The organism is Hymenobacter cheonanensis, from assembly GCF_030581075.1.
Taxonomy (GTDB): Bacteria; Bacteroidota; Bacteroidia; order Cytophagales; family Hymenobacteraceae; genus Hymenobacter.
This window is the reverse complement of the sequence record NZ_JAUQSW010000001.1, coordinates 40,390-62,990: the sequence shown is the minus strand read 5'-3', so window position 1 is coordinate 62,990 and position 22,601 is coordinate 40,390. Positions and strand designations below refer to the sequence as shown.

Here is a 22,601-nt window from a genome sequence, read left to right as displayed (position 1 = left end):
GCGTTCAGCATGACACCCCTTTTTTCGATTCATGTCCGCCCGTCCGCTCATTCTTATTTCCAACGACGACAGCCTCACGGCTCCCGGTATTGCGCACCTGGTGCGCCTCATGCACGAGCTTGAGGCCGAAATTGTGGTGGTGGCGCCCGCCAGCCCGCAGTCGGGCATGGGCCACGCCATCACCATCGGCCACCCGCTGCGGCTCGATAAATCCGATATTTTTGGGCCCGACGTGACGGCCTACGCCTGCACCGGCACGCCCGCCGACTGCGTCAAAATCGCCAAGCACTACGTGCTCGAAGGCCGCCGGCCCGACCTCGTAGTGTCGGGCATCAACCACGGCTCCAACTCGGCGGTGAATGTGCTGTACTCGGGCACCATGTCGGCGGCCATCGAGGCGGCCATTGAGGGGCTGCCCGCCATCGGCTTTTCGCTGTGCGACTATGGGCACGACGCCGATTTTTCGCACGTCGGGCCCTGGGTGCTGGAGGTGTGCCGCCAGGCGCTGGCCCACGGCATTCCGGCCGGCACGGCCCTTAACGTCAACATTCCGAAGAACGATAGCCCCATCCAGGGCATCCGGCTGGCCCGTCAGGCCCGCGCCAAGTGGCAGGAGCGCTTCGAGCAGCGCCACGACCCCTACCGCCGCCCCTACTACTGGCTGCTGGGCGAGTTTGTGAACCAGGACACCGGCCTCGACACCGACGAGGCGGCGCTGGCCGCCGGCTACGTATCGGTGGTGCCCTGCCAGTACGACCTCACCAACTACCAGGGCCTGGCCGCCATGGCCGACGCCTGGCAGCTGGCCCTGCCGCCCGCCGGCCCCGCCGCCGCGCCCCCGCAGCCCATGCCCAGCGAAGACTACGGCCCCGCGGCGCAGTAGCAGCGTCAAAAGCTAACCGTGACAAGTCGAAAATGGAGGCTGCCTTTTGAGGCCTTTCACTTTCAACTTGTCACGGTTAGCTTTTAACTCTTTTTACCGCCCGCACCAGGCGGTGCTGCCGCGCCACGGCCGGGCTGCGCACCACGCGGGGCGGCGCTTGCGGCGCGCCCGCCAGCGGGCCGCCAGCGGGCGCGTAGTGCTTATGGTGCGCACTGTGCCCGGCCAGCGATGCCAGCAGCCCCAGCAGCAGTAAGCTCAGCACAACCAACAACGATTTCATAAAGCATACAGATTCTCTTTCAAGATAGTACGCTCAGCGTGAAGCCCCTGTGAACCAGCCCTAGTCGCGGCTCAGCCAGCCTTTACGCCAGAAATAATAAAGCTGGATGCACACAATGGCCGTGAGCACCCCCAGCAAAATAGGGTAGCCCAGCGGCGAGTACAGCTCGGGCATGTTCAGGGGCAGCAGGTGGCCGTGGCTGTCTTCGTGCTGAAAATTCATGCCGTAGAGGCCCACCACAAAGCTCAGCGGGATGAAGATGGAGCTGATGATAGTGAGCACCTTCATCACCTCGTTCATGCGGTTGCTCTGGTCGGAGAGGAAGAGGTCGGTGAGCGAGGAAATGTTGTCGCGGTAGCTTTCGGCCAGGTCCAGGGCCTGAATGGCGTGGTCGTAGGCGTCGCGGTAATACACCTTTATTTCTTCGGGCACCACCTCTTCGGGCAGGCGCAAAATCTCCGACATTTTATCGCGCTCGGGGTACACGAGGCGTCGGAAGCGCACCACGTCTTTCTTGATGCGCAGGATGCGGCTCAGCAGCCGGCGCTCGCGCGGGATGGCGAAGATGCTGGTTTCCAGCTCCTCAATGTAGTCGCCGATAGCGGCCATGGTGGGGTAGTAGTGGTCGAGCACCACGTCGGTGAGGGCGTAGGCCAGGTAGCCCACCGACTTGCGCCGCAACTGGCTGAAATTGGCCCGGATGCGGTTGCGCAGCACCTCCAGGCAGTCGTCGTAGTCATCCTGAAACGAGAGCACGTAGTTGGGCCCGGTGAAGATGGACAGCTGGTCGTCGTGCACCGTGAGCTGGGGCGTAAACTCGGTCATGCGCGACACGAGGAAGAGGCGGTTGTCGTCAAACACCTCCACCTTGGCCCGCTGGTAGTCGCCGAGCACGTCTTCCATTTGCAGCGGGTGCAGGCCAAACTCCTCCATGATGCGCTCCATCAGGGGCAGGTCGCCGTAGCCGCGCACATCTATCCAGTGCTTCAGTTCGGGATGGGCGCGCAGATAAGCCACCAGGTCGTCGAAGCGGCCGGTGTACTCGGCCTCCTCGTGCATATGCTCGTCGTAAGAGATTAAGAACAGGCGCGGCTTCAGCGCGTCGGGCTGCACGTGCAAGGTGCCGGGGCGCTGGCCCACATTCTGATACAGCGCCTGGCGGCGGGCCTCACGGTCGGGGTCGGGGGGCAGGCCGGGGGGCGCGTCGTTCGCATCGCGGAAGGAGCCGGGCCGGGTAGCCGGGGCCGCCGGCGAGTCAGAAAATTCCATGAACAAAAGCTGAGCTACTGCGAAAGATGGGCCTGCAAAGATGAAGAAGCAAAGAAGCTGCCGGGGCAGTGCCGTACTTTGGCAGCCCTCGCCGCTGGCGGGCTAGCCCCACCATGGGCCGGGGCAAGCCCGGCGTACCCCCTAGCTGCCTCTAAAAACGTGCCTGTTGCTTTTTCTTCGCCGCCCACCTGGGCCGTATACGAGGCCGAAAGCCCGCCCGGCCAGCCCCCGGCCGTGCCGCGCCTGCCCCTGGCTTTCGAACCCTTTTTGTTTCTGACGCCGGCCCACCAGGCTTTGCAGGCGCACGGCCAGCCGGTGCTGGCTTTTTACCTTGAAGACCCCGCCGCCGGCCGCACCGTGGCCCAGCTTTTTGTAGTGCCCGCCCCCGACCCGGCTCAGCCGGGGCTGGCGCGCTCGCCAGGGCAGGCCAGCTTTGGCGGGGTGCAGCTAGCCCCCGGCCTGCCCGTGGCAGCCCTGCACCCGCTGTTGGAAGCCACCGAGGCCGCGCTGCGCCAGCGCGGCCAGCAGCAGCTGGAAGTGCGCAGCTACGCCTTTTGCTACGACCCCGCCGGGGCCGCCACCGAGGCCGAGGCCCTGCGCCAGCGCGGCTACGAGGTGGTGCTGGCCGAGCAGAATTACCACCTGCCCACCGCCCACGACTACGCCGCCCACCTGCGGCCCAATGAGCGCCGCGCCCTGCGCAAGTGCCACCAGGCGGGCTTGTTTCTGGAGCAGGAGCCGCCCCTGACGCTGCCCTGGGCCTACGATTTTATGCAGGCCTGCCGCCAGGAGCGGCAGCAGGCGCCGCTCTCGCTGCCGCTTGAGCGCTTGCAAGCAGTGGTGCGGGCGTTTCCGCGGCAGCACCTGCTGCTGTCGGTGCGCGAGCCGGGCGGCGACTGGGCGGCGCTGGCCGTGGCCATTCAGGTCAGTAGCCGGGTGCTGTACACCTTTTACGTGGCTAGTGCGCTGCGATTGAAGAAGCTGAGCCCCGCGCTGCTGCTCTACGAGGGCCTGCACGATTTTGCCCGCGCCACCGGCTCCGAGCTGCTCGACCTAGGCACTTCTACGCTGCCCGGCACCCGGCAGCCCAACGTGCCGCTGCTCGACTTTAAGCGCCGCCTGGGCGGCGTGGCCGGCCTGCGCCTGACCTGGCAGAAGCGTTTGTGAATTGTGGGAAACACTTTATTGACTGCACTATTGCAGCCCTGGCGCCAGACCCCACCCCCGGCCCCTCCCCTTCGGGAGAGGGGAGCCTAGCGCTCGCTACCGTCTGCTGACGTCCAGCTCCCCCCTCGCAAAGGGGAGGGGCCGGGGGTGGGGTAGTACGAGCGGCGAGCCAGCCCCTATTATAGGCTGAGCACTACTCTAAGTTTGTTTTCTGCTCAAATTTTCTTTCTAAAGCCTTTCCAGCTTGCCTGCCGCGCCCGCCCCCGCACCCGCCCCGCCCACCCGCCTGGTGGCCCACCTGCGCACCTTTGTGCGGGGCACGGCCGGCACGGGCGTGGCCGTGGCGGCACGCACGGCCGGGGCCCTGGTCCTGAGCAAGCTGCTGGCCCTGTACGGCGGCCCGGGCGGCCTCACCCAGCTAGCCCAGCTCCAGAACCTGATGGCCCTTTTCGGGGCCCTGCCCACCGACGGCGTGCAGCTGGGCGCCACCACCTACCTGGCGCCGCTGCGCCCCGGCGGGCCGCGCCACGGCCTGTGGCTGGGAGCCGCCGCGTGGCTGGTGGCGGGGCTGATAGGCGGGGCGGGGCTGCTGCTGGTGCTGCTGGGTGGGCCGGCGTGGCCGGCAGGTAGGGCGCTGGTCTTCACCATTGCCATGCTGCTGGTGGCGGGGCAGGCGCTGCTGGGCGTGGCGCTGCTGGCGGCGCGGCGGCGCGGGGCCTACGTGCTGCTTACCACGGTATTGAGCGTGCTGGGGCCGGCGGCCGTGGCGGGGCTGCTGGCGCTGGGGCAGCCGCTGGGGCGGGTGCTGCTGGGCTACGTGGTGGGGCAGGCGCTCACGTTTGGGCTGGCGCTGCGGCTGGCTAGCCGGGCCGGGCTGCTGCAAGGCTGGCCGGGGCGCTACTGGCCGGGCCGGGTGGCGCTGCGCGGGCTAGCCCGGTTTCTGCTCATGGCCTTGGGCAACCTGCTCTTTGGCCGGGCGGTGGAATACGTGGTGCGGGCCTACCTCATTGCGCACTTTGCGCCCTCGGCCACCGATTTGTGGCAGGCCGTCGTCAAGCTCTCTGATAATTATACCCTGGTGGTTATTGCGGTGCTGAACACCGTTTTTTACCCGCGCCTGGCCGCGCTGGCTGCCGCGCCCGCCGAGCAGCGCCGCTACGTGGGCACCGTGGCCGGGCTGCTGGCCGTGGGGCTGGCCGCCGGGCTAGGGCTGCTGTATGCGCTGCGGCAGCCGCTGCTCACGCTGCTGTTTGCGCCGCGCCTGGCGGCCGCCGCGCCGCTGCTGGCCCCGCAGCTGCTCGGCGACTGGGCCAAGTTCGTGAGCTGGGTTTTTCAGTACACGCTGCTGGTGCGGGCGCGGGCGCTGCCCTACCTGGCCATGCAGGCGGGCGGCGTGCTGCTCTACACGTCGCTGCTGGTCAATATCTTGCCGCGGCTGGGGCTGCCCGGCATGGTTATCACCCACGCCACGCACTACTGCTTAATGATGCTTATTAGTGCCGTTTGGTTTTATTTCGGAAAAGCCGGTGGAAAACGCTAGCCCTCCCTTTACGCCGCTGGTGGCCCCGGCGCCGCTCGTCAGCATCGTGGCGCTGTGCCACAACCACGCGCCCTACCTGCGCGAGGCCCTCGACTCGGTGCTGGCCCAGACCTACGCGCCGCTCGAAGTGTGGCTCGTCGACAATGCCAGCACCGATGGCAGCGCGGCCATCTTGCAGGAATACGCCGCCGCGCACCCCGGCTGGCACCTGCTGCTGCTGCCCGAAAACGTGGGCAACTGCCGCGCTTTCAACCAGGCCTTTTTCCAAAGCCAGGGCGAGTTTATCGTCGATTTTGCCACTGATGATGTGCTGCTGCCCGACCGCCTCAGCCAGCAGGTGGCGCTGTTGCTGAGCCTGCCGCCCGACTATGGGGTGGTGTATTCCAACTGCGCGCTCATCTCGGCTGCCGGCCAGCCGCTGGGCCTGCACCACCGCGCCGATGGGCGCGGCCGGCTGCACCCGCGCCCGGCCAGCGGCTGGGTGTTTGGCGAGGTGCTGGGGCGTTACTTTATCAGCTCGCCCACCATGCTCATGCGCCGGGCCACGCTGCTGGCGCTGGGCGGCTACGACGAGGCGCTGAGCTACGAGGACTTCGACTTCTGGGTGCGGGCTAGTCGCGACTGGCGCTTCCAGTACCAGGATGTGGTGACGACCCGCAAGCGCAAGCACCCGCGCAGCATGAGCGCCCAGGTAACCACCCGCCAGGACCCCTACCTCGACTCGACCCTGGCCGTGTGCCGCAAGGCGCTGGCTTTGTGCCGCACCCCCGCCGAGGCGCGCACCCTGGCCCGCCGCCTACGCTACGAGCTGCGCCACGCCCTGCGCCGCCGCCAGTGGGCGGCCGCCCGCGTAGCCTGGCAGCTACTCATGGATGTAGTCGGCCGGGTCGTAGGGCTGCGAGGCCAGGCAGAGTAGCACCGCGCCGGGGCCAAAGTGAATCTCGGGCCAGCAGTGGGGCGGCAGGTACAGGGCCTGGGTGGGCTGCGCGAGGCAAAACTCGACCGGCGCCTGGCCTTCGGCCTTAACCGTGAGCGTGATGCGGCCGTGCACGGCCACTAATACCTGTTCGAGAGTGTGGTGGGCGTGGCGGCCGCGCACCCGGCCGGCGGGCACCTCCGTTATCCAATACGCCCGCCGTACGGCAAAGGGCAGGCCATCGGCCTCGGCCACCGTGAGCCAGCCGCTGTCGGCCGCGCCATGGCTGGGAAGGGTAAAAAGATAAGGAAGCGTCATGCAACTGGAATGGCCGGCAAAGATAGGCCTAGCCGCCCGGGCCACCGAATGGGCCCGCCGCTAGGGCACTTGCTGCACCTCCACGCGGCGGTTGCGGGCGTCGGGGGCGGGGTACAGGGGCCGCGTATCGCCGTAGCCCACCGTGCTCAGGCGCCCGGGGGCCACGCCGGCCTGCACGAGGTAGGCCTTCACGGCCTCGGCGCGCTGCTCCGAGAGCTGCTGGTTCTTATTGGATTCGCCCACGCGGTCGGTGTGGCCGGCTATGCGCAGGCGCAGGTCGGGGTGGGCTTGCAGTTCGGCCGCCAGCGCATTGAGGGCCGGCCGGGCGGCGGGCAGCAGCTCGGCCGTGGTTACCTTAAACAGCACGGTGGGCAGCACCACCGGGCTGGCCGCCACCGGCGGAAGACCGGCCGCGGGCGGCAGCCGCAGCGCAATTCGCCGGGGGGCCAGCGTATCGGGGGGCGCGGGAGCCGGGCGCGCCGGCGCCAGGGCGGCCGTCGGCGCCGCCTCACTCACCCGGATGGTGATGGGTACCACCGGGCTTTCAGCGGTGGGGTAAAAATTCTGCGTCAGGTAAAAGGTGGTGGTTTTGCGCAGCCGGGTGGGGTAGGTGTTGCCGGTGGCCACCAGCTGCGTGCGCTCGGCGTCGGCGTACCAGCGCACCTCGCGGCCCGTTACGCGCAGCGTGCTCAGCGCGCTGGCCGGCACCGTGGCGGCCGATTTCAGCTTGACGCGGTAAAACGTAAACTCGCCCGTGTCGCAGTTGCCGTAGGGCGCGTACTCGGCGTGGCCGGTCAGCTTTTCCTGGGCCGCATCGTAGGTGAAGGCAATGGTGCCATTGCCGCACCAGTAGCGCGAGCGCGACTGCCCGGTTTCGGCGAGCTTGCCGGCGTGCTCCAGCCGCATACCGGCGGGCGTGGGCGTACCTTCCATCTGAAACGTGACGGTGATACCAGCCTGGCTGCCAGCCTGCTGAAAGAGAATGCCGAACAAATCGGTGCCTGCCCGCTGCTGCACGCGCAGCACCGAGGGGCAGTAGCGGTTCTTATCAAATTCGTCTTCCACCCCCTGCCACACCCCGGTCAGCGATTGGGCACCAGCGGGGCCCGCCAGCAGCAGTGCCGGCAGCAGATAAAGCCGAAAAACTCGTTTCATGCAGCTAAAATAACCAACTCGCCTAACGCCGCGCTGTCCTGGCTATTGCCCGCCCAGGGCCAGGTACTCGGCCACTAGGGCCAGCGAGTGGGCCGGGCACTCCCAGGCCAGGTGGCTGAGGCGCCAGCCGGCCAGCCAGCGCGTGTGCGGGTAGTAGTTGAGCAGCGGCGCAATGCAGAAATCCAGCCCCTGGGTGCGCTGCTCCAGCTCGGCCAGGGTCCAGTGCGTAGCGAGCAGCGGCGCGGGCGCGCCGCCCAGGCGCCGGAGCGTGCTGGCCAGCAGTAGCTTATCCATAAAATGTGGGCTAGCGGCCAGCAGCGCGGGCAGCTCGCGCAGCAGAGCCGCCCGCGCCGCCCCTAGCTGCGGTACCTCGGCCGCCAGCCGCCCGATGTGGTAGGCCACGAGCGGGGCCGTGGCGTAGTAGGGCGACGCGCCCAGCGGGTTGTGCCGGTAGGCCCCCGAGGTAACAGCCCACTCGATAAGCGCCAGGCTATCGGTATCAAACTCATTCAGCGGCAGCCGGCTGCGCACCACCCACAGCAGCGCATTCGACAACGTGCTGACGTCGAACTCGATGGGCATGTGCTTGCCAAACCAGGTGGAGTAAACCTTGCGCCGCCGAAACGCCGCCGGCCCGGTGCTGGCCCAGGCAGCTACCGTGTTGGCGTGGGCTTGCAGCTTGTGGTGCAGCCAGGCCGCGTGGTGGGCCGGGCCAGGGTCGGCGAGGTATACCAGCACGGTGCAGTCCACGTCGTCGGGCGGGGCAAACTGCGTGAAGCGCCGCAGCAGGCGGCCGTTGGGAAAGTGGTTGCGCGGCTGGGTTTGGTAGTAGTTGTAGGTAGGCTGCGCGTCGCGGCTGCGGTAGTGCGGGTAAGTGGCGCGGGCTCGCTCGGCCATCGTGGCCACTAGGGCCTGAGCGGCCGGCGGCAGCTGGGCGCTTAGCTCCTGCAACGTGAAGATGGTGAGCGCCGTGAAGAAGACGTTGGAATCTTCGCGGCACAGGCCTAGTGGGCGGCTGCGGCGCTGGCTCGGAAAAAGCCCCGGTAGGTAGTGCGCATCGCCGGTCGATTGCAGGGCGGCAATGCGGGAAATTAAGGCGGAAAGAAGCGCGGCAGATTCGGGCATTTGCCCGCCAAGTTAGCGCCCGGCCTAGTGGCTTTTTCTGAACCCGGCGCGTGGATGAGCCTGTTGAAAAATAAAAAGCCCATCCTGCTTAGCTGGCGGCTGCCTATCGAAGCATTTCTACTGCGCCATTTAGGGAGGCGGTAAAAATGCTTTGACGAGCGGCTGCCAACTGTGCAAGACGGGCTTACTACGTTTCTACCTCAGATACGCCATGTCCTCGGCGCTGAGCTGGATGTCGGCCGCCGCCAGGTTTTCGCGCAGGTGGGCCAGCGACGACGTGCCCGGGATGGGCAGCAGCAGCGGCGACTTGTGCAGCAGCCAGGCAATGTTGAGCTGCGCCTCCGATACACCGCGCTGGCGGGCTAGCTCGGCCATTTTATCGCCGGCCTTGGGCAGGCCGTGCACGAGCGAGAAAAACGGCACCAGCGGAATGCCGTGCTGCTCGCACAGGGCCAGCACTTCCTCGCCGCCCTGCGTTTCGCCGTGGGCGTCGTGCAGGGTGGTGCGCTGGGCGTAGCCGTACATGTTTTCGACGGTGGCGATTTCGCCCAGGGCCAGGCCCTTCTCCAGGTCGGCGGGGCTCACGTTGCTCAGGCCCACGTGCTGGATTTTGCCTTCTTTTTGCATCTCGAACATGGCGCCGAGCTGCTCTTCCAGCGGCACGGCGCTGTGGCCCATCAGCCGCAGGTGCACGAGCTGCACCTGCTCCTGGCGCAGGGTGCGCAGGTTGTTTTCGATGCTGGTGCGCAGGTTTTCGGGCGTGTTGAAGGGCACCCAGCTGGCATCGGGCCGGCGGGTGGCGCCCACTTTGGTGCAGATTACCAGGTCTTTCGAATACGGATGCAGCGCCTCGAAAATCAAGCGGTTCGTCACGTCGTCGCCGTAGTAGTCGGCCGTGTCGAGGAAGTTAACGCCGCTGGCCACGGCCGTTTTCAGGATTTCGAGCGCCTGCGGGCGGTCGGCGGGCTCGCCCCAAATCTGGGGCCCGGTGAGGCGCATGGTGCCGTAGCCGAGGCGATTGACGGTGAGGGGCTGCGCCGAATTGGGCGCAATGGTGATGGTAGACATGGGCTGGCCAAAAGTGGAAAAGTAACGTGCTCTAAACAGTCGCTTTCGGCCCAGGTTTACTTTCCCGATGTTCCGTTGGCCGCTTGGTAAGTGCGAATCTTCTCGGCCACCTCTACCATCGGGGCCACATAAATGTCTTTTTCGTGCGCCTTGAGGTAGCGCAGCAGCTGGCGGTGCGCGGCCAGGTCCACGTTCAGCGCGTGCCCGCCGCCCACGCCGTGAAACAGAAACACCAGCAGCGTGTGCGCCTGCTGCGCCTGCTTCACCAGGTCCAGCATATACCTGGCACCCTGGCCATTAATAGAGTAGCAGTCCACGTTAGTGAGGTCTACCTGGGCGGCCGTTTGCAGGCCACCCGTAACGCCCCTGGCGGCCACGAAGTCGGCTTTGAGCTGGTCGTAAAAATTGACGCCGCCAATCTGCCGGTCGCCGCAGGGGTAGGCGAAAGTGCGGCTCGTTTTGCCGTCGATGGCGTTGAGCAGCGTGTTATTAGTCCGGATTTCAGCCACGGCGCGGCTCACGGTGTACTTGCTCAGGTCGTTATCAGGCGTTACGAAGCTGCGGCCGGGCAGGCTGCCATCGCAGGGGTGCATTAGGGCGTGGTTGCCGAGTTCGTGCCCATGCTGGGCGGCTAGCCGCCACTCGGGCAGCCGCTTGCTCACCACCGGCGACGACCCAATGAGGTAAAACGTACCGCGCAGCCCTAGCGAGTCGAGGGCCGGGGCCACGCGGTCGAGGTCGGCGTCGATGGCGTCGTCGTAGGTCAGCACCACGGCGCACTGCTTGTTGTTCCACACGCTGGTGGTTTGGGCAAAGGCGGCGGGGCTAGCGAGCAACGCCGCTGCCAGGGCCAGGTACTTGGGGCTACGCATAAAGCAACTCGGGCTAGGGAGAAAAGCTGCCGCTAAGGCAGCCCGCGCAAGATAAGGTCCGTGGCAGGCGGCGGCGGGCTAGCGGCGCTTACTTCCTGGGTAGCAGCCCGCGCTCTTGCAGCACCGGCGCCAGCGGGCCAGTCGGCCGGATGAGCGGCAGCAAGTCCCGGTACGAAATTTCTACCTCGATTTCCTGGTCGGCGTGGTAGGGGCCGGGGTAGGCCAGGTCCTCATCGTCGCGGTCGTCGTAGCCAAAGCAGAGCCCGGTAGCGGTTATTACAAAGCCCCCGGCCGGTAGCTTGCCACTGCGCCCTACCTCGGCGTAGTGCACGTTGGTCCACACGGCTTGTAGCTCCTTGCGCAGCAGTTGGCGCAGGCGGGCCTGGTAGCCCGGCACCAGCAAGTCGGCTAGCTGCACTGGCCGGCCGGTGCGCAGGTCGAAGGTGTGCCCCTGCCACCACTCGCGCGGGCCGGCGCCAATCGTTTCGTCGGGAGAAGTAAACCGGTCGAGCTGCACCACCGACAGCAGGTAGTTGCTATTATAAATGACCAGTTTCATGCCATCGAAGTAATACCTGTCTAGGCGGCTCTGCCGGTTGCCCACCAGTGTATCGAGCAGCTGCGGCATGTGGGCGGCGGGCACGGGGGGGGCCAGCGCCCGTCGCAGCCGCTGCTCGGCCACGGGGTTGTGCGGCAGGTACACGCGCAGGTAGTCCTGCGCGTAATGCGCCGAGTCGAGGTGGTCGTTGCCCTCTTCGGCTTCGTAGCGTGTCAGCTCCCAGGTTTCGTTCTGGTAGCGCGCGGCATCGGTGTAGGTTTCGTGCAGGGCCAGCGGCAGGCTGCGGCGGCCATCGGGGCTGCGCCACGTGCCGCTTAGCTGGGGCCCAACGGCGCTACCCACCAGCCAGTAGCCCGTGGGGCGGAGGTCGCCCTCGCTCAGGGTTATGGGCTGGTGCTGCTTCGGCTTATCCTGCCCAAGTCGTAGCAACTGCCCCCGGTGGTCGTAATAGTAGCTGCCCGAATAGCCCCAGCGCCCCGAATCCAGCTCCAGCGTAACGGGCTGCGGCCCGATAGTGCCCCGCCAGCGCCGCGGCGACCAATAGCTGCTGTGCGTGCACCGGCTAGGTGGGCTCACCGGGCCGGACGGCGGCCCGGCGGCCAGTGTCGATGCCATTGCCAGAAAGAAGCTACGCAACAGCCACATCGTAGAAAGGGACGGAAGCAAAATCGGTGTATGAAGTAAACAAAGCTAGCGAAGCTGAAGAGCCGCCTAGCGCGTAAGCCGGTAAATCATGAGCGCCGTGCGCTCAATCAGCTTCGGAAACTCCTTCAGATTAATGGTTTCGCCGGGCGCGTGGGCCCCCTTGCCGGGCGCGCCCAGGCCATCGAGGCAGTCGAGGTACTGGGCCACGTACGACACATCGCCGGCCCCGCGGGCGCCCGGGTCGCCGGCCACTACCGGCCCGAAGCCCAGGTCGCGGCTGGCCTGGTCGGCCAAGGCCGCCAGCTGCTGGTTGCCAGGCGTAGGTGGCATGCTCGGGATACCGTCGCTGAACGTGATTTCGGCGCGGGTGCCGGCCAGGCTCTGGGCCACGATGGCGTGCATTTTGGCGCGGGCGGCTTCCTTTTGGGCTTCGGTGAGAAAGCGCAGGTCGCCGGCCACGGCCGCGCTGGGCGCGATGATGTTGGTTTTGCCAGTTACTTCCGCGTGGGCTTTCTTCTCCTCATATTTCACCTCCGAACCGCCCACAATAAGGCCGGGATTAAAGGTCAGATACTGCTCCTGGCTCAGCGTTTCGCGGAAGGAATTGAGAATGCGGGCCACCTCATAAATAGCGCCGTAGCCTACAGTGGGCTTAAAAATGGTGGATGAATGCGCCGCCGTGCCAACCGTTTTCAGCTGCCAGTTGCTACTGCCGCGCCGGGCCGTGGCCACCGTGTGCCGGTCGATGGCGTTTTCGAAGGCTAGCGCCACCTGCGCCTGCCTGGCCCGGGCAATAAAGTCGGCGCGGGCCTCGGAGCCTTCGCCGCCGCGCTCCTCGTCGCCGGTGAAGTAGGCCGTGATGCTGGCATTCTTGAGCAAGCCATTGGCCGCTAGGGCCTGCAGCGCGGCCAGTATTACCACATCGCCGCCCTTCATGTCGTTCACGCCCTGGCCGGTGGCCGTCGAGTCGTTGAGCCGGGCGAACTTGGTGAAGGGCATATCCAGCTCGAACACCGTGTCGAGATGCCCAATCAGGAAGAGGCGCTTGCCCTTTTTGCCTTGGTGCTGGGCCACCAGGTGGCCGGCCCGCTGCATGCTGGCGGGCATGGCCACCCATTCGGTTTTGAACCCTAGCGCGTCAAATTCTTTGCGGAATACCGCGCCTACTTCGCGCACGCCCGCCACGTTGAGCGTACCGCTGTTGATGTTCACTACTTGCTCCAGCAGCTTTTCAGTCTGCGGCACGCGCTGCTGCACCGAGGCAACGAGCTTACGCTCAGTAGCAGACAGCTTTTGTGCCTGGGCGGCGTGGCAACCCAACAAAGCGGCAGCGAGTAAGAGTTTTTTCATGGTAGTTTAAAGAAGTTTTCACAAGGTACTGGCAGTGCTGGCGCGAGTTTAGCGCAGCGTAACTCGTGCCTAGTCATGAGGTGGAGGCTGCGCCCCCACTGCCGCAGCGCGGCAAGTAACGGTTGAACTTTCTATTTACAGCCAAAGCCCCAACGCAAGTTTGCCGCGTTGCGGCAGTGGAGGCACAGCCTCCACGTCATGGCTAGGCACGAGTTACGGCTTCGCCTAAACTCGCGCCAGTATTGCCAGTGCTTGTCAGTGCTGCCTGTGGTAGTACTTTACGGCGATGAGTGAAAAATACAAAGTCCGTGATTCGCAGCAATTGTATTTCGTCAGCTTCGCGACCGTCAATTGGATAGACGTATTCACGCGCCGGCTCTATAATGACATCTTCGTGGCTAGCCTACGCTACTGCCAGCAGCACAAAGGCTTGGAGCTATACGCCTGGTGCCTCATGACCAACCACGCGCACCTCATCATCAGTAGCGAGGCCGAGAATCTATCCGGCATCCTGCGCGACTTGAAGCGGCACACGGCCAAGGAGGTGCTCCGCGCCATTGAAGAAAATGCGCAGGAAAGTCGCCGCGAATGGATGCTCTGGCTTTTTGAGCGCGCTGGCCAGCGCAACGCGCACAATGCTAAGTATCAGTTCTGGCAGCAAAGCAACCATCCAGTCGAATTGCCCACTAATGACCTGCGCCAGCAGCGCCTAGCCTACCTCCACCGCAACCCCGTAGCAGCCGGCTTTGTCGATACGCCCGAAGACTTTCTTTACAGCAGCGCCCGCAACTACGCCGGCCGCCCCGGCCTACTAGAAGTCTTCCTAATCGACTAAGCCACCAGCTTAACCCCTCCAGCTACCCTAGGAAAATATTGGCAGTACTGGCGCGAGTTTAGCGCAGCGTAACTCGTGCCTAGCCATGACGTGGAGGCTGCGCCTCCACTGCCGCAAAGCGGCAAATAACGTTCGAGTAGCCTGTTCTGCTAGCCTCGCCTGCCGCCGCGTGTCGCTAGCGCGACAGTGGAGGTGCAACCTCCACTCATAGCCAGTCACGAGTTACGGCTGCGCCTAAACTCGTGCCAGTTTATGTGTTAGAAATTCCTTAAATCTAACAGGAATTTATGCAATACGGCTAGCCCATATGTTCCTCGTTCTCCGTAGTCTTCGATTGACTTAGTTTGGCCGTTGGTATATCTTATAGCCAAATAAATTGTTGGATTATCAGTTACATCAACGCTATAATGGTCGCTCAATCGCGGTGGATTAATAGCATCCAGTAAAGAAATAAGATAATAGAGTTCTGCTTTTGGCATAGCAAGATTATAATCGCCTATTTTATTGACATACTGAATGCCTTTATAACTCACCGAGCCATCCTTATTAATAGTAAGCTGGAAAACTGGGCAAGTACCGAAGCACTGAGTTGCAGAAAACTTTACAGACTCAATAGCTAATTGTGTAGGATGATTCGCATAAATAATTTGCTTATTGTTCCGCACAAATACCGTGTCACGCGCGCTGATGTATGTGAAATAGTGTCCATGCCTAATATCTTGCGGCCTTAGCATTTTCTGAACTAAAGTAGTTATTACGAGGTAGCTCATTCCAGAAGCTGAATAAATACTATAAGAGGCATCTCCACTATACACGTAACTAACAGGGTCGACAATATCGACTTTAGTATAATGATTGCCCTCACTAGAAAGGATAAATAATTCACTCTGGTTATCCAGTTTTCCCTTTTCAACTGTAGCAGAAGCAAATAAGTCACTCTTGCCATCGTGGTTAAAATCTGCTTTAAGCCAATATGCGGGGTGAGTTGGCTGCACAGTATTAGTATCTTGAATGACAAGATTTATTGTGTTCAGCGTAATGGCTTTGTAATGGTATCGGCGTTTTAAATAGGACTCTACGCTAGATTTACTCTGTAAAGTGTCTATTTGGGCTAATGCAGAAAATTGCTGTAAGAGGAGGGAGAGTAGGAAAAAATATCTCATAAGGCGAAATGCTTTAAAATGAAAAAGGAAGCCGTCCTTTACAGACAACTTCCTTCTAGATGCCGAAGTCCACCAAACTACATATTCCGACGGTACTGCCCGCCGACCTCAAACAGGGCGTTCGTAATCTGACCTAGGGAGCAGGTTTTGACCGTTTCCATCAGCTCGGCGAAGAGGTTGCCGTTCTGCACGGCTACGCGCTGCAACTGCTTCAAGGCGGCCGGCGAAGCGGCGGCGTTGCGGGCGTGCAGGGCGTCGAGCATCGTAATCTGGTACTGCTTTTCCTCCTCCGTGGCGCGGATGACTTCGGCCGGGATGACCGTGGGCGAGCCCTTGGACGAAAGGAAGGTATTGACGCCGATAATCGGGTATTCGCCGGTGTGTTTCAGCATCTCGTAGTGCAGGCTTTCCTCCTGGATTTTGCCGCGCTGGTACATGGTTTCCATGGCGCCGAGCACGCCGCCGCGCTCCGTGATGCGGTCAAATTCGAGCAGTACTGCTTCCTCGACCAGGTCGGTCAGCTCCTCAATGATGAAGGAGCCTTGCAGCGGGTTTTCGTTTTTAGCTAGCCCCAGCTCGCGGTTGATGATGAGCTGAATGGCCATGGCGCGGCGCACGCTTTCCTCGGTGGGGGTCGTGATGGCCTCGTCGTAGGCGTTGGTATGCAGCGAGTTGCAGTTGTCGTAGATGGCGTAGAGCGCCTGCAACGTGGTGCGGATGTCGTTGAAGTCGATTTCCTGGGCGTGCAGCGAGCGGCCCGAGGTCTGGATGTGGTACTTCAACATCTGGCTGCGGGCGTTGGCGCCGTACTTCAGCTTCATGGCCTTGGCCCAGATGCGGCGCGCCACCCGCCCAATAACGGCGTACTCGGGGTCGATGCCGTTGGAGAAGAAGAACGACAGGTTGGGCGCGAAGTCGTTGACGTTCATGCCCCGGCTCACGTAGTACTCCACGAAGGTGAAGCCGTTGGAGAGCGTGAGCGCCAGCTGGGTAATCGGGTTGGCGCCCGCCTCGGCAATGTGGTAGCCCGATATGCTGACCGAGTAGAAGTTACGCACCTTCTCGGTGATGAAATACTCCTGCACGTCGCCCATCAGGCGCAGCGCAAACTCGGTGCTGAAAATGCAGGTGTTCTGAGCCTGGTCTTCCTTCAGGATGTCGGCCTGCACGGTACCGCGCACCTGGGTCAGGGTAGTGGCCTTGATTTGCTGGTACACGTCGGCGGGCAGCACGTCTTCGCCGGTCACGCCGAGCAGCAGCAGCCCTAGGCCGTTGTTGCCCTCGGGCAGCTCGCCCTGGTAGCGGGGGCGGGGCTGCTGCTTGGCGGCAAAAATCTGGTCGATTTTGGCATCCACCTCGGCTTCGAGGCCGTTTTGGTGAATGTACTTCTCGCAGTTCTGGTCGATGGCCGCATTCATGAAAAACGCCGCCAGCGTGGCCGCCGGGCCGTTGATGGTCATGCTCACCGAGGTGGCGGGGTGCGAGAGGTCGAAGCCCGAGTAGAGCTTCTTGGCATCGTCGAGGCAGGCGATGCTCACGCCCGCGTTGCCGATTTTGCCGTAGATGTCGGGCCGGTGGTCGGGGTCTTCGCCGTAGAGCGTCACCGAGTCGAAGGCCGTGCTCAAGCGCTTGGCGGGCAAGCCTTTGCTCACATAGTGGAAGCGCCGGTTGGTGCGCTCCGGCCCGCCTTCGCCCGCAAACATCCGGGTAGGGTCTTCGCCCTCGCGCTTGAACGGGAACACGCCCGCCGTGTAGGGAAATTCGCCGGGAAAATTCTCCTGCATGGCCCAGCGCAAGCGGTCGCCCCAGCCTAGGTAGCGCGGCACAGCCACCTTCGGTATCGCATTGCCCGACAGCGAGGTAGTGTGCGTCTTGACCCGGATTTCCTTGTCGCGCACCTTGTACACGTACTCGGGGTTGCGGTAGTTTTGGATGGTAGCCTCCCAGTTTTCCAAAATAGCCTGGGCGTCGGCGTCGAGGCGGCGCAGCTGGGTTTGCACGTTTTTGGCAAAGTCCAGCCCAGCGGTTTCGGGGCTAGCCGGCGCATCCTGATAATGTTTGGCGAGGGTCGCAAACGAGCCCGCCACCTCGGCAATAGCCACCTGCTCGCTCACGCGCTTGTCGTAGGCGCGGTTGGTTTCGGCGATTTCGGAGAGATAGCGCGTGCGGTTGGGCGGAATGATGTAGACCTTTTCCGACTGCTCGGCGCTGGTTTCGAGTTGCGAGGCAAACTGCGCGCCCGTCTTTTCCTCCAGCGTGCTGAGGATGGCCCGGTAGAGCCGGTTCATGCCGGGGTCGTTGAACTGCGAGGCGATGGTGCCAAACACCGGCATTTCCTCCAGCGGCGAATCCCAGCGCTGGTGGTTGCGCTGGTACTGCTTGCGCACGTCGCGCAGGGCGTCGAGGCCGCCGCGCTTGTCGAATTTGTTGAGCGCGATGACGTCGGCAAAGTCCAGCATGTCAATCTTTTCGAGCTGCGTGGCCGCACCGTACTCGGGCGTCATCACGTAGAGGCTCACGTCGGAATGCTCGATGATTTCGGTGTCGGACTGGCCGATGCCGCTGGTTTCCAGGATAATCAGGTCGAAGTCGGCGGCCTTCACCACGTCCACCGCGTCCTGCACGTAGCGGCTGAGCGCGAGGTTGCTCTGGCGCGTGGCCAGGCTGCGCATGTACACCCTAGGCGAGTTGATGGCGTTCATCCGGATGCGGTCGCCGAGCAGCGCGCCGCCGGTTTTGCGCTTGCTGGGGTCCACCGAAATGATGGCTAGGGTCTTATCCGGGAAGTCGAGCAGAAAGCGGCGCACCAGCTCATCGACCAGCGACGACTTGCCCGCGCCGCCCGTGCCCGTGATGCCTAATATCGGGGCCTGCCGTATAACCTCACCCCCGGCCCCTCTCCTTGGGGAGCGGGGAGCCTGACGTTCGCTAACGTCCGCTGCCGACTGGCTCCCCGCTACCCAAGGAGAGGGGCTGGGGGTGAGGTCACCCGCGTCAGGTGACGCCCGCTTTTGAAACCCACTCACCAACTGCCCTTTCACCCGCTCAAATTCCTCGGGGAAGTTCTCCGCCGCCGAAATCAGCCGGCCGATGCTGCGGGCATCCTTCTCCTTTATATGCGAAACCTCACCATTCAATTTCTGCCCGGTGGGGTAGTCGCTCTGTTCCAGCAAGTCGTTAATCATGCCTTGCAGGCCTAGCGACCGGCCATCATCGGGCGAGTAGAGGCGCGTGATGCCGTAGCCTTGCAGCTCCGCGATTTCGGAGGGCAAAATCACGCCGCCGCCGCCGCCGAAGATTTTGATGTGGCCCGCGCCGCGCTCCTTCAAGAGGTCAAACATGTATTTGAAGTACTCGTTGTGCCCGCCCTGGTAGCTGGTAATGGCAATGGCCTGGGCGTCTTCCTGAATGGCGCAGTCCACAATTTCCTGCACCGAGCGGTTGTGCCCCAGGTGGATAACCTCGGCGCCGCTGCTCTGAATGATGCGGCGCATGATGTTGATGGCCGCGTCGTGCCCGTCGAACAGCGCGGCGGCCGTGACGATGCGAACGTGGTTTTTGGGCTTATAGGGGGCAGCGGGGGTGGGATGCATGGGGGAGGGAAAGTAGCGCGGAGGTTTACTGCGCGGCCGGCTCTCGATGAGTTGGCAGCGCGTTTTTGACTACCCAAAGGTACGAAAAAGCCCCGGCGGGGTAGGCCGGGGCTTTTGCCGAGGGTGTTGAGCGGGGCAGGCTACTTGCCCGCCACGGCATCCAGGCCGGCCGTGGCCACGGTGTGGTCGTTCTCGACCGAATCGCCCGATACGCCGATGGCACCGATTATTTTGCCGCTGCCATCCTTGATGGGCAGCCCGCCGGGAAAGGTAATAAGGCCGCCGTTCGACACCTCAATATTATAGAGCGGGCCGCCGGGCTGCGAGGCTTTGCCCAGGTCGCCGGTGGGCATGTCGAAGAAGCGGGCCGTTTTGGCTTTCTTAATTGAGATGTCGAGCGAGCCGAGCCAGGCATCGTCCATGCGGGCAAAGGCCACGAGGTTGGCGCCGGCATCGACGATGGCAATGTTCATTTTCACGCCCAGGTCGAGCGATTTCTGGTGGGCGGCTTGGATGGCGGCTTGCGCCTGCTCGAGGGAGATACCCATGATGCGGAGGGGAATAGGGTGGGAAAAAAGCCGGCTAGGTAGCCGGCCCCCTCTACAACTGCCGGAAGGGCAGCCGGGTTGTGCCTGGCCGCTACCGAAACCACACGGGCGCCCCCAGCGCCAGCCGCCAGGCCAGCAGCCCTAGCAGCGCCAGGGCTACCAGGCCCCAGGCCACGCGGGTAGGATAGGGCAGCGCTTCGCTCTCATTAAAGAACTCCTGCTGGCAGCCCAGCGCCAGCGGCACCAGCAGCAAGACCATCGTGGTAAAGTGTAGCACTTCGTTGAGGCCTAGCTGCGGCAGCCTGCTCAGCATAAGCAGGCCGGAGCCCGCCAGCCACGGCCCCATTATGGTATAGGCAACAAGCTGAAAGCGCTTGTCGAACTGCAGGGCCGTGTGCGAGTCCTGAGCCAGCAAAAAGGGGATAGCGGCCAGAAAGCCCAGTAAAATCTGCAGCAAGGCAAACAGCAGCCCTAGCACCGTGCTGGGCCAGGTGCCGCCGCCGCCCAGCAGCCAGTTGGGCACGTACCACGTGCCCGACTGCGTCACGGTATCGGCCAGCAGGCCCCCTAGCACGGCATTGGTGGCGTGGAAGGCCAGCCACAGCAGCAGCAGCTTGGCCAGGCCCCGGCGGTAGCGCAGCCATAGCCAAAACAGCCCAAACGCCCCCACGCCCAGCCCCAGCAGCAGCAGCGGCCCCAGGCCATACACACTCAGCACGGTGTCGTGGCGCCAGCCGCCGTCGCCCAGCACAAAGCGCACGCCCCGCAGGCTCCAGAAGCCCGGAATATTTCTGCGGCGGGCCATAAATACGGGTGCCGCCTCGGCCACGAAATGCACCATCTGGTAGGCGAGCAGGTAGCAGGCCGTGGCATTGAGAAACAGCATCCTGAACTTGCCGCCGCCCGCAGGTACGGGGCTACTAGGCGCAGGGAGTGGGAGGGGCAGCAAGTGGAAAAAGGATAGGAGTGAAGCCAGCCCCAAACATACGCCTTGCCGCAAAAAGGCCGTATCTTCGTGCTGCGATAAAACCGCCCTCCGTTGAAGAATATCCGTAATTTTTGCATTATTGCCCACATCGACCACGGCAAAAGCACCCTGGCCGACCGGCTCCTCGAGTTCACGAGCACCGTGGCCAAGCGCGACATGCAGGCCCAGCTGCTCGATAATATGGACCTGGAGCGCGAGCGCGGCATCACCATCAAGAGCCACGCCATCCAGATGCAGTTTCCCTACAAAGGGGAAGTGTACACGCTCAACCTGATTGATACCCCCGGCCACGTCGACTTCAGCTACGAGGTAAGCCGCAGCATCGCCGCCTGCGAAGGTGCGCTGCTGATTGTGGATGCCTCGCAAGGCATTGAGGCCCAAACGATTTCCAACCTCTACCTCGCCATCGGGGCCGACCTGGAAATCATTCCGGTATTGAATAAAATCGACCTCCCGCACGCCATGCCGGAGGAAGTGACCGACGAGATTGTAGACCTCATCGGCTGCAAGCCGGAGGATATTATCCACGCCTCGGGCAAGGCCGGCATCGGCATCGAAGCCATTCTGAACGCCATCTGCGACCGCATTCCGGCGCCGGTGGGCGACCCGAATGCGCCGCTGCAAGCCCTCATTTTTGACTCGGTATTCAACTCGTATCGGGGTATTGAGGTCTTGTTCCGCATCAAGAATGGCACGATGAAAAAGGGCGACAAGCTCCGCTTCATGGCTACGGGCAAGGAGTACGGCGCCGACGAAATTGGTATTTTGGGCCTCAACCAGGAGCCGCGCCCCGAAATGAGCGCCGGCAACGTGGGCTACCTCATCTCGGGCATCAAGGAAGCCCGCGAGGTGAAGGTGGGCGACACCATCACGCACGTGCACAACCCCACGGCCGAGCCCATCCAGGGCTTCGCCGACGTGAAGCCGATGGTATTTGCCGGCATCTACCCCGTCGATACCACCGAGTATGAGGAGCTGCGCAGCAGCATGGAAAAGCTGCAGCTCAACGACGCCTCGCTGGTGTGGGAGCCCGAAACGTCGGTGGCGCTAGGGTTCGGTTTCCGCTGCGGCTTCCTCGGGATGCTGCACATGGAAATCGTGCAAGAGCGCCTGGAGCGCGAGTTCAATATGACGGTGATTACCACGGTGCCGAGCGTGCAGTTTCACGCGATGGGCACCAAGGACCAGCAACTCGTCATCAACGCGCCCTCCGAAATGCCGGAGCCAAACCTGATTAAGCTCATCGAGGAGCCCTACATCAAGGCGCAGATTATCACCGCCGCCGAATACGTGGGGCCGATTATCACGCTCTGTATGGAGAAGCGCGGCATCATCAAGGGCCAGAGCTACCTGACCTCGGAGCGCGTGGAGATGAATTTTGAGCTGCCGCTGTCGGAAATCGTGTTTGACTTCTTCGACAAGCTCAAAACCATCAGCCGTGGCTACGCCTCGCTCGATTATGAGCTGATTGGCTACCGCGAGTCGGACATGGTGAAGCTCGACGTGATGCTCAACGGCGAGAAAGTCGATGCCCTCTCGGCCATCGTGCACCGCTCCAAGAGCTACGAGTGGGGCAAGCGCCTCTGCGAAAAGCTCCGCGAGCTGCTGCCCCGCCAGATGTTCGACATCGCCATTCAAGCATCTATCGGCCAGAAAATCATCGCCCGCGAAACCGTGAAAGCCCTGCGCAAAAACGTAATTGCCAAGTGCTACGGCGGCGACATCAGCCGCAAGCGCAAGCTGCTCGAAAAGCAAAAGGAGGGCAAGAAGCGGATGCGCTCGGTGGGCTCCGTCGAAATTCCGCAAGAAGCGTTTCTGGCGGTACTTAAAATTGACTGATGAAAAAAGCGCGGCTCCGAAAGGGGCCGCGCTTTTTTGTTGCTCGTAAGCACTGCGCAATACTCGTTAGGGCCTAGCTACCTGGGGAATGAAATCGTAGGCGTTGGCCGCTTTACTGCCGGGAAAACAGGCTAGCACCTGGCTATAAATCGGAATCAAGGCGTATGAGCCATACTTTCCCAAGTCGTGCATTCTGCGCATTCCAACGGCGAGGCTTGGTAAAACCATTGCCACGGTATAAGTCATTACAATGAAATTGGTGCGGAAACTGACTTCGATAACAGTCAGCACAACCGACACGAGGTAGTTGAAAAGCAAGAAATTCCAGTACTCGGCCCGGCTAGCTCGCCCCTCGACACACGCATATTTTCTTAAGACAGTAAAGTAGTGCTTCATAGAAAGTGAAAAACAGCCTATAGGGCTGGCTAAGATACTGTCTCACTTAAAATTATTGAATGCGTCCATCACCCTTTGTCCTGTGTTTTCGC

General features: G+C 62.8%; 20 protein-coding genes. 6 read left to right on the top strand and 14 right to left on the bottom strand.

The window, feature by feature from the left end:
• Nucleotides 1-31 precede the first annotated feature (31 nt).
• A complete protein-coding gene (surE, locus tag Q5H89_RS00310) occupies nucleotides 32-883 on the top strand; it encodes a 5'/3'-nucleotidase SurE (protein WP_305017284.1) in 852 nt (283 codons plus the stop codon).
• A 76-nt stretch (nucleotides 884-959) separates the two neighbouring features.
• On the opposite strand, the gene Q5H89_RS00305 is transcribed toward surE, so the two are convergent.
• Together Q5H89_RS00305 and corA are read right to left on the bottom strand one after the other, a co-directional pair.
• Complete coding sequence (locus Q5H89_RS00305) at nucleotides 960-1,163, bottom strand: hypothetical protein (RefSeq protein WP_305017283.1); 204 nt, start codon at nucleotides 1,161-1,163, stop codon at nucleotides 960-962.
• A gap of 60 nt (nucleotides 1,164-1,223) precedes the next feature.
• On the bottom strand, nucleotides 1,224-2,432 hold the full coding sequence (gene corA / locus Q5H89_RS00300) for a magnesium/cobalt transporter CorA (RefSeq protein ID WP_305017282.1): 1,209 nt from the start codon (nucleotides 2,430-2,432) through the stop codon (nucleotides 1,224-1,226).
• Nucleotides 2,433-2,591: 159 nt separating this feature from the next.
• On the opposite strand from corA, the gene Q5H89_RS00295 reads away from it, so the two are divergent.
• The 3 genes from Q5H89_RS00295 (at nucleotide 2,592) to Q5H89_RS00285 (ending at nucleotide 6,055) form a co-directional block, all read left to right on the top strand.
• Complete coding sequence (locus Q5H89_RS00295) at nucleotides 2,592-3,599, top strand: GNAT family N-acetyltransferase (protein WP_305017281.1); 1,008 nt, start codon at nucleotides 2,592-2,594, stop codon at nucleotides 3,597-3,599.
• Between the two features lie 244 nt (nucleotides 3,600-3,843).
• Nucleotides 3,844-5,139, top strand: a complete 1,296-nt coding sequence (locus Q5H89_RS00290) for a hypothetical protein (RefSeq protein ID WP_305017280.1) — start codon at nucleotides 3,844-3,846, stop codon at nucleotides 5,137-5,139.
• Nucleotides 5,126-6,055, top strand: coding sequence for a glycosyltransferase family 2 protein (locus tag Q5H89_RS00285; protein WP_305017279.1), 930 nt, complete (start codon nucleotides 5,126-5,128; stop codon nucleotides 6,053-6,055). Before Q5H89_RS00290 ends, Q5H89_RS00285 begins: the two co-directional genes overlap by 14 nt.
• Here Q5H89_RS00285 and Q5H89_RS00280 read toward each other — a convergent pair.
• The 7 genes from Q5H89_RS00280 to Q5H89_RS00250 form a co-directional block, all read right to left on the bottom strand.
• Nucleotides 6,002-6,373, bottom strand: coding sequence for a sugar 3,4-ketoisomerase (locus Q5H89_RS00280; protein WP_305017278.1), 372 nt, complete (start codon nucleotides 6,371-6,373; stop codon nucleotides 6,002-6,004). The genes Q5H89_RS00285 and Q5H89_RS00280 overlap by 54 nt on opposite strands.
• 60 nt (nucleotides 6,374-6,433) lie before the next feature.
• The gene (locus Q5H89_RS00275; RefSeq protein WP_305017277.1) at nucleotides 6,434-7,528 is read right to left on the bottom strand and encodes an OmpA family protein; all 1,095 of its coding nucleotides are present in this window, start codon (nucleotides 7,526-7,528) and stop codon (nucleotides 6,434-6,436) included.
• Nucleotides 7,529-7,570: 42 nt separating this feature from the next.
• Nucleotides 7,571-8,653, bottom strand: a complete 1,083-nt coding sequence (locus Q5H89_RS00270; RefSeq protein WP_305017276.1) for a hypothetical protein — start codon at nucleotides 8,651-8,653, stop codon at nucleotides 7,571-7,573.
• Nucleotides 8,654-8,848: 195 nt separating this feature from the next.
• Nucleotides 8,849-9,721, bottom strand: a complete 873-nt coding sequence (locus Q5H89_RS00265; protein ID WP_305017275.1) for an aldo/keto reductase — start codon at nucleotides 9,719-9,721, stop codon at nucleotides 8,849-8,851.
• Nucleotides 9,722-9,777: 56 nt separating this feature from the next.
• Complete coding sequence (locus Q5H89_RS00260; protein WP_305017274.1) at nucleotides 9,778-10,593, bottom strand: polysaccharide deacetylase family protein; 816 nt, start codon at nucleotides 10,591-10,593, stop codon at nucleotides 9,778-9,780.
• A gap of 88 nt (nucleotides 10,594-10,681) precedes the next feature.
• Nucleotides 10,682-11,767 carry a hypothetical protein gene (locus Q5H89_RS00255; protein WP_305017273.1) on the bottom strand — a complete coding sequence of 362 codons (1,086 nt, stop codon included), beginning with the start codon at nucleotides 11,765-11,767 and terminating at the stop codon, nucleotides 10,682-10,684.
• Between the two features lie 96 nt (nucleotides 11,768-11,863).
• Entirely contained in the window at nucleotides 11,864-13,147 is a 1,284-nt protein-coding gene (locus Q5H89_RS00250; protein WP_305017272.1) for a M20/M25/M40 family metallo-hydrolase, read from the bottom strand.
• Between the two features lie 286 nt (nucleotides 13,148-13,433).
• On the opposite strand from Q5H89_RS00250, the gene Q5H89_RS00245 reads away from it, so the two are divergent.
• Entirely contained in the window at nucleotides 13,434-13,982 is a 549-nt protein-coding gene (locus Q5H89_RS00245) for an REP-associated tyrosine transposase (RefSeq protein ID WP_305017271.1), read from the top strand.
• Nucleotides 13,983-14,239: 257 nt separating this feature from the next.
• Here Q5H89_RS00245 and Q5H89_RS00240 read toward each other — a convergent pair whose 3' ends face one another.
• The 4 genes from Q5H89_RS00240 to Q5H89_RS00225 all read right to left on the bottom strand — a co-directional run bounded on the left by Q5H89_RS00240 (nucleotide 14,240) and on the right by Q5H89_RS00225 (nucleotide 20,235).
• Nucleotides 14,240-15,145 carry a DUF6438 domain-containing protein gene (locus Q5H89_RS00240; protein WP_305017270.1) on the bottom strand — a complete coding sequence of 302 codons (906 nt, stop codon included), beginning with the start codon at nucleotides 15,143-15,145 and terminating at the stop codon, nucleotides 14,240-14,242.
• A 77-nt stretch (nucleotides 15,146-15,222) separates the two neighbouring features.
• On the bottom strand, nucleotides 15,223-18,738 hold the full coding sequence (locus tag Q5H89_RS00235; protein ID WP_305017269.1) for a methylmalonyl-CoA mutase family protein: 3,516 nt from the start codon (nucleotides 18,736-18,738) through the stop codon (nucleotides 15,223-15,225).
• Between the two features lie 140 nt (nucleotides 18,739-18,878).
• A complete protein-coding gene (locus Q5H89_RS00230; RefSeq protein ID WP_305017268.1) occupies nucleotides 18,879-19,286 on the bottom strand; it encodes a GlcG/HbpS family heme-binding protein in 408 nt (135 codons plus the stop codon).
• A gap of 91 nt (nucleotides 19,287-19,377) precedes the next feature.
• The gene (locus Q5H89_RS00225) at nucleotides 19,378-20,235 is read right to left on the bottom strand and encodes a hypothetical protein (RefSeq protein ID WP_305017267.1); all 858 of its coding nucleotides are present in this window, start codon (nucleotides 20,233-20,235) and stop codon (nucleotides 19,378-19,380) included.
• A gap of 90 nt (nucleotides 20,236-20,325) precedes the next feature.
• Here Q5H89_RS00225 and lepA point away from each other — a divergent pair, with 90 nt between their 5' ends.
• Entirely contained in the window at nucleotides 20,326-22,113 is a 1,788-nt protein-coding gene (gene lepA, locus Q5H89_RS00220) for a translation elongation factor 4 (protein ID WP_305017266.1), read from the top strand.
• 66 nt (nucleotides 22,114-22,179) lie between these two features.
• Here the strand turns inward: lepA and Q5H89_RS00215 are convergent, their stop codons facing one another.
• Nucleotides 22,180-22,509 (bottom strand): DUF805 domain-containing protein, encoded by a 330-nt coding sequence (locus Q5H89_RS00215; protein WP_305017265.1) that lies wholly within the window; start codon nucleotides 22,507-22,509, stop codon nucleotides 22,180-22,182.
• Nucleotides 22,510-22,601 lie beyond the last annotated feature (92 nt).

Excerpts from the sequence above, each read along its gene's own strand:
- surE (WP_305017284.1), top strand. The coding sequence starts at position 32 with ATGTCCGCCCGTCCGCTCATTCTTATTTCCAACGACGACAGCCTCACG.
- Q5H89_RS00305 (WP_305017283.1), bottom strand. The coding sequence starts at position 1,163 with ATGAAATCGTTGTTGGTTGTGCTGAGCTTACTGCTGCTGGGGCTGCTG.
- corA (WP_305017282.1), bottom strand. The coding sequence starts at position 2,432 with ATGGAATTTTCTGACTCGCCGGCGGCCCCGGCTACCCGGCCCGGCTCC.
- Q5H89_RS00280 (WP_305017278.1), bottom strand. The coding sequence starts at position 6,373 with ATGACGCTTCCTTATCTTTTTACCCTTCCCAGCCATGGCGCGGCCGAC.
- Q5H89_RS00275 (WP_305017277.1), bottom strand. The coding sequence starts at position 7,528 with ATGAAACGAGTTTTTCGGCTTTATCTGCTGCCGGCACTGCTGCTGGCG.
- Q5H89_RS00270 (WP_305017276.1), bottom strand. The coding sequence starts at position 8,653 with ATGCCCGAATCTGCCGCGCTTCTTTCCGCCTTAATTTCCCGCATTGCC.
- Q5H89_RS00265 (WP_305017275.1), bottom strand. The coding sequence starts at position 9,721 with ATGTCTACCATCACCATTGCGCCCAATTCGGCGCAGCCCCTCACCGTC.
- Q5H89_RS00260 (WP_305017274.1), bottom strand. The coding sequence starts at position 10,593 with ATGCGTAGCCCCAAGTACCTGGCCCTGGCAGCGGCGTTGCTCGCTAGC.
- Q5H89_RS00255 (WP_305017273.1), bottom strand. The coding sequence starts at position 11,767 with ATGGCATCGACACTGGCCGCCGGGCCGCCGTCCGGCCCGGTGAGCCCA.
- Q5H89_RS00250 (WP_305017272.1), bottom strand. The coding sequence starts at position 13,147 with ATGAAAAAACTCTTACTCGCTGCCGCTTTGTTGGGTTGCCACGCCGCC.
- Q5H89_RS00245 (WP_305017271.1), top strand. The coding sequence starts at position 13,434 with ATGAGTGAAAAATACAAAGTCCGTGATTCGCAGCAATTGTATTTCGTC.
- Q5H89_RS00240 (WP_305017270.1), bottom strand. The coding sequence starts at position 15,145 with ATGAGATATTTTTTCCTACTCTCCCTCCTCTTACAGCAATTTTCTGCA.
- Q5H89_RS00235 (WP_305017269.1), bottom strand. The coding sequence starts at position 18,738 with ATGCATCCCACCCCCGCTGCCCCCTATAAGCCCAAAAACCACGTTCGC.
- Q5H89_RS00230 (WP_305017268.1), bottom strand. The coding sequence starts at position 19,286 with ATGGGTATCTCCCTCGAGCAGGCGCAAGCCGCCATCCAAGCCGCCCAC.
- Q5H89_RS00215 (WP_305017265.1), bottom strand. The coding sequence starts at position 22,509 with ATGAAGCACTACTTTACTGTCTTAAGAAAATATGCGTGTGTCGAGGGG.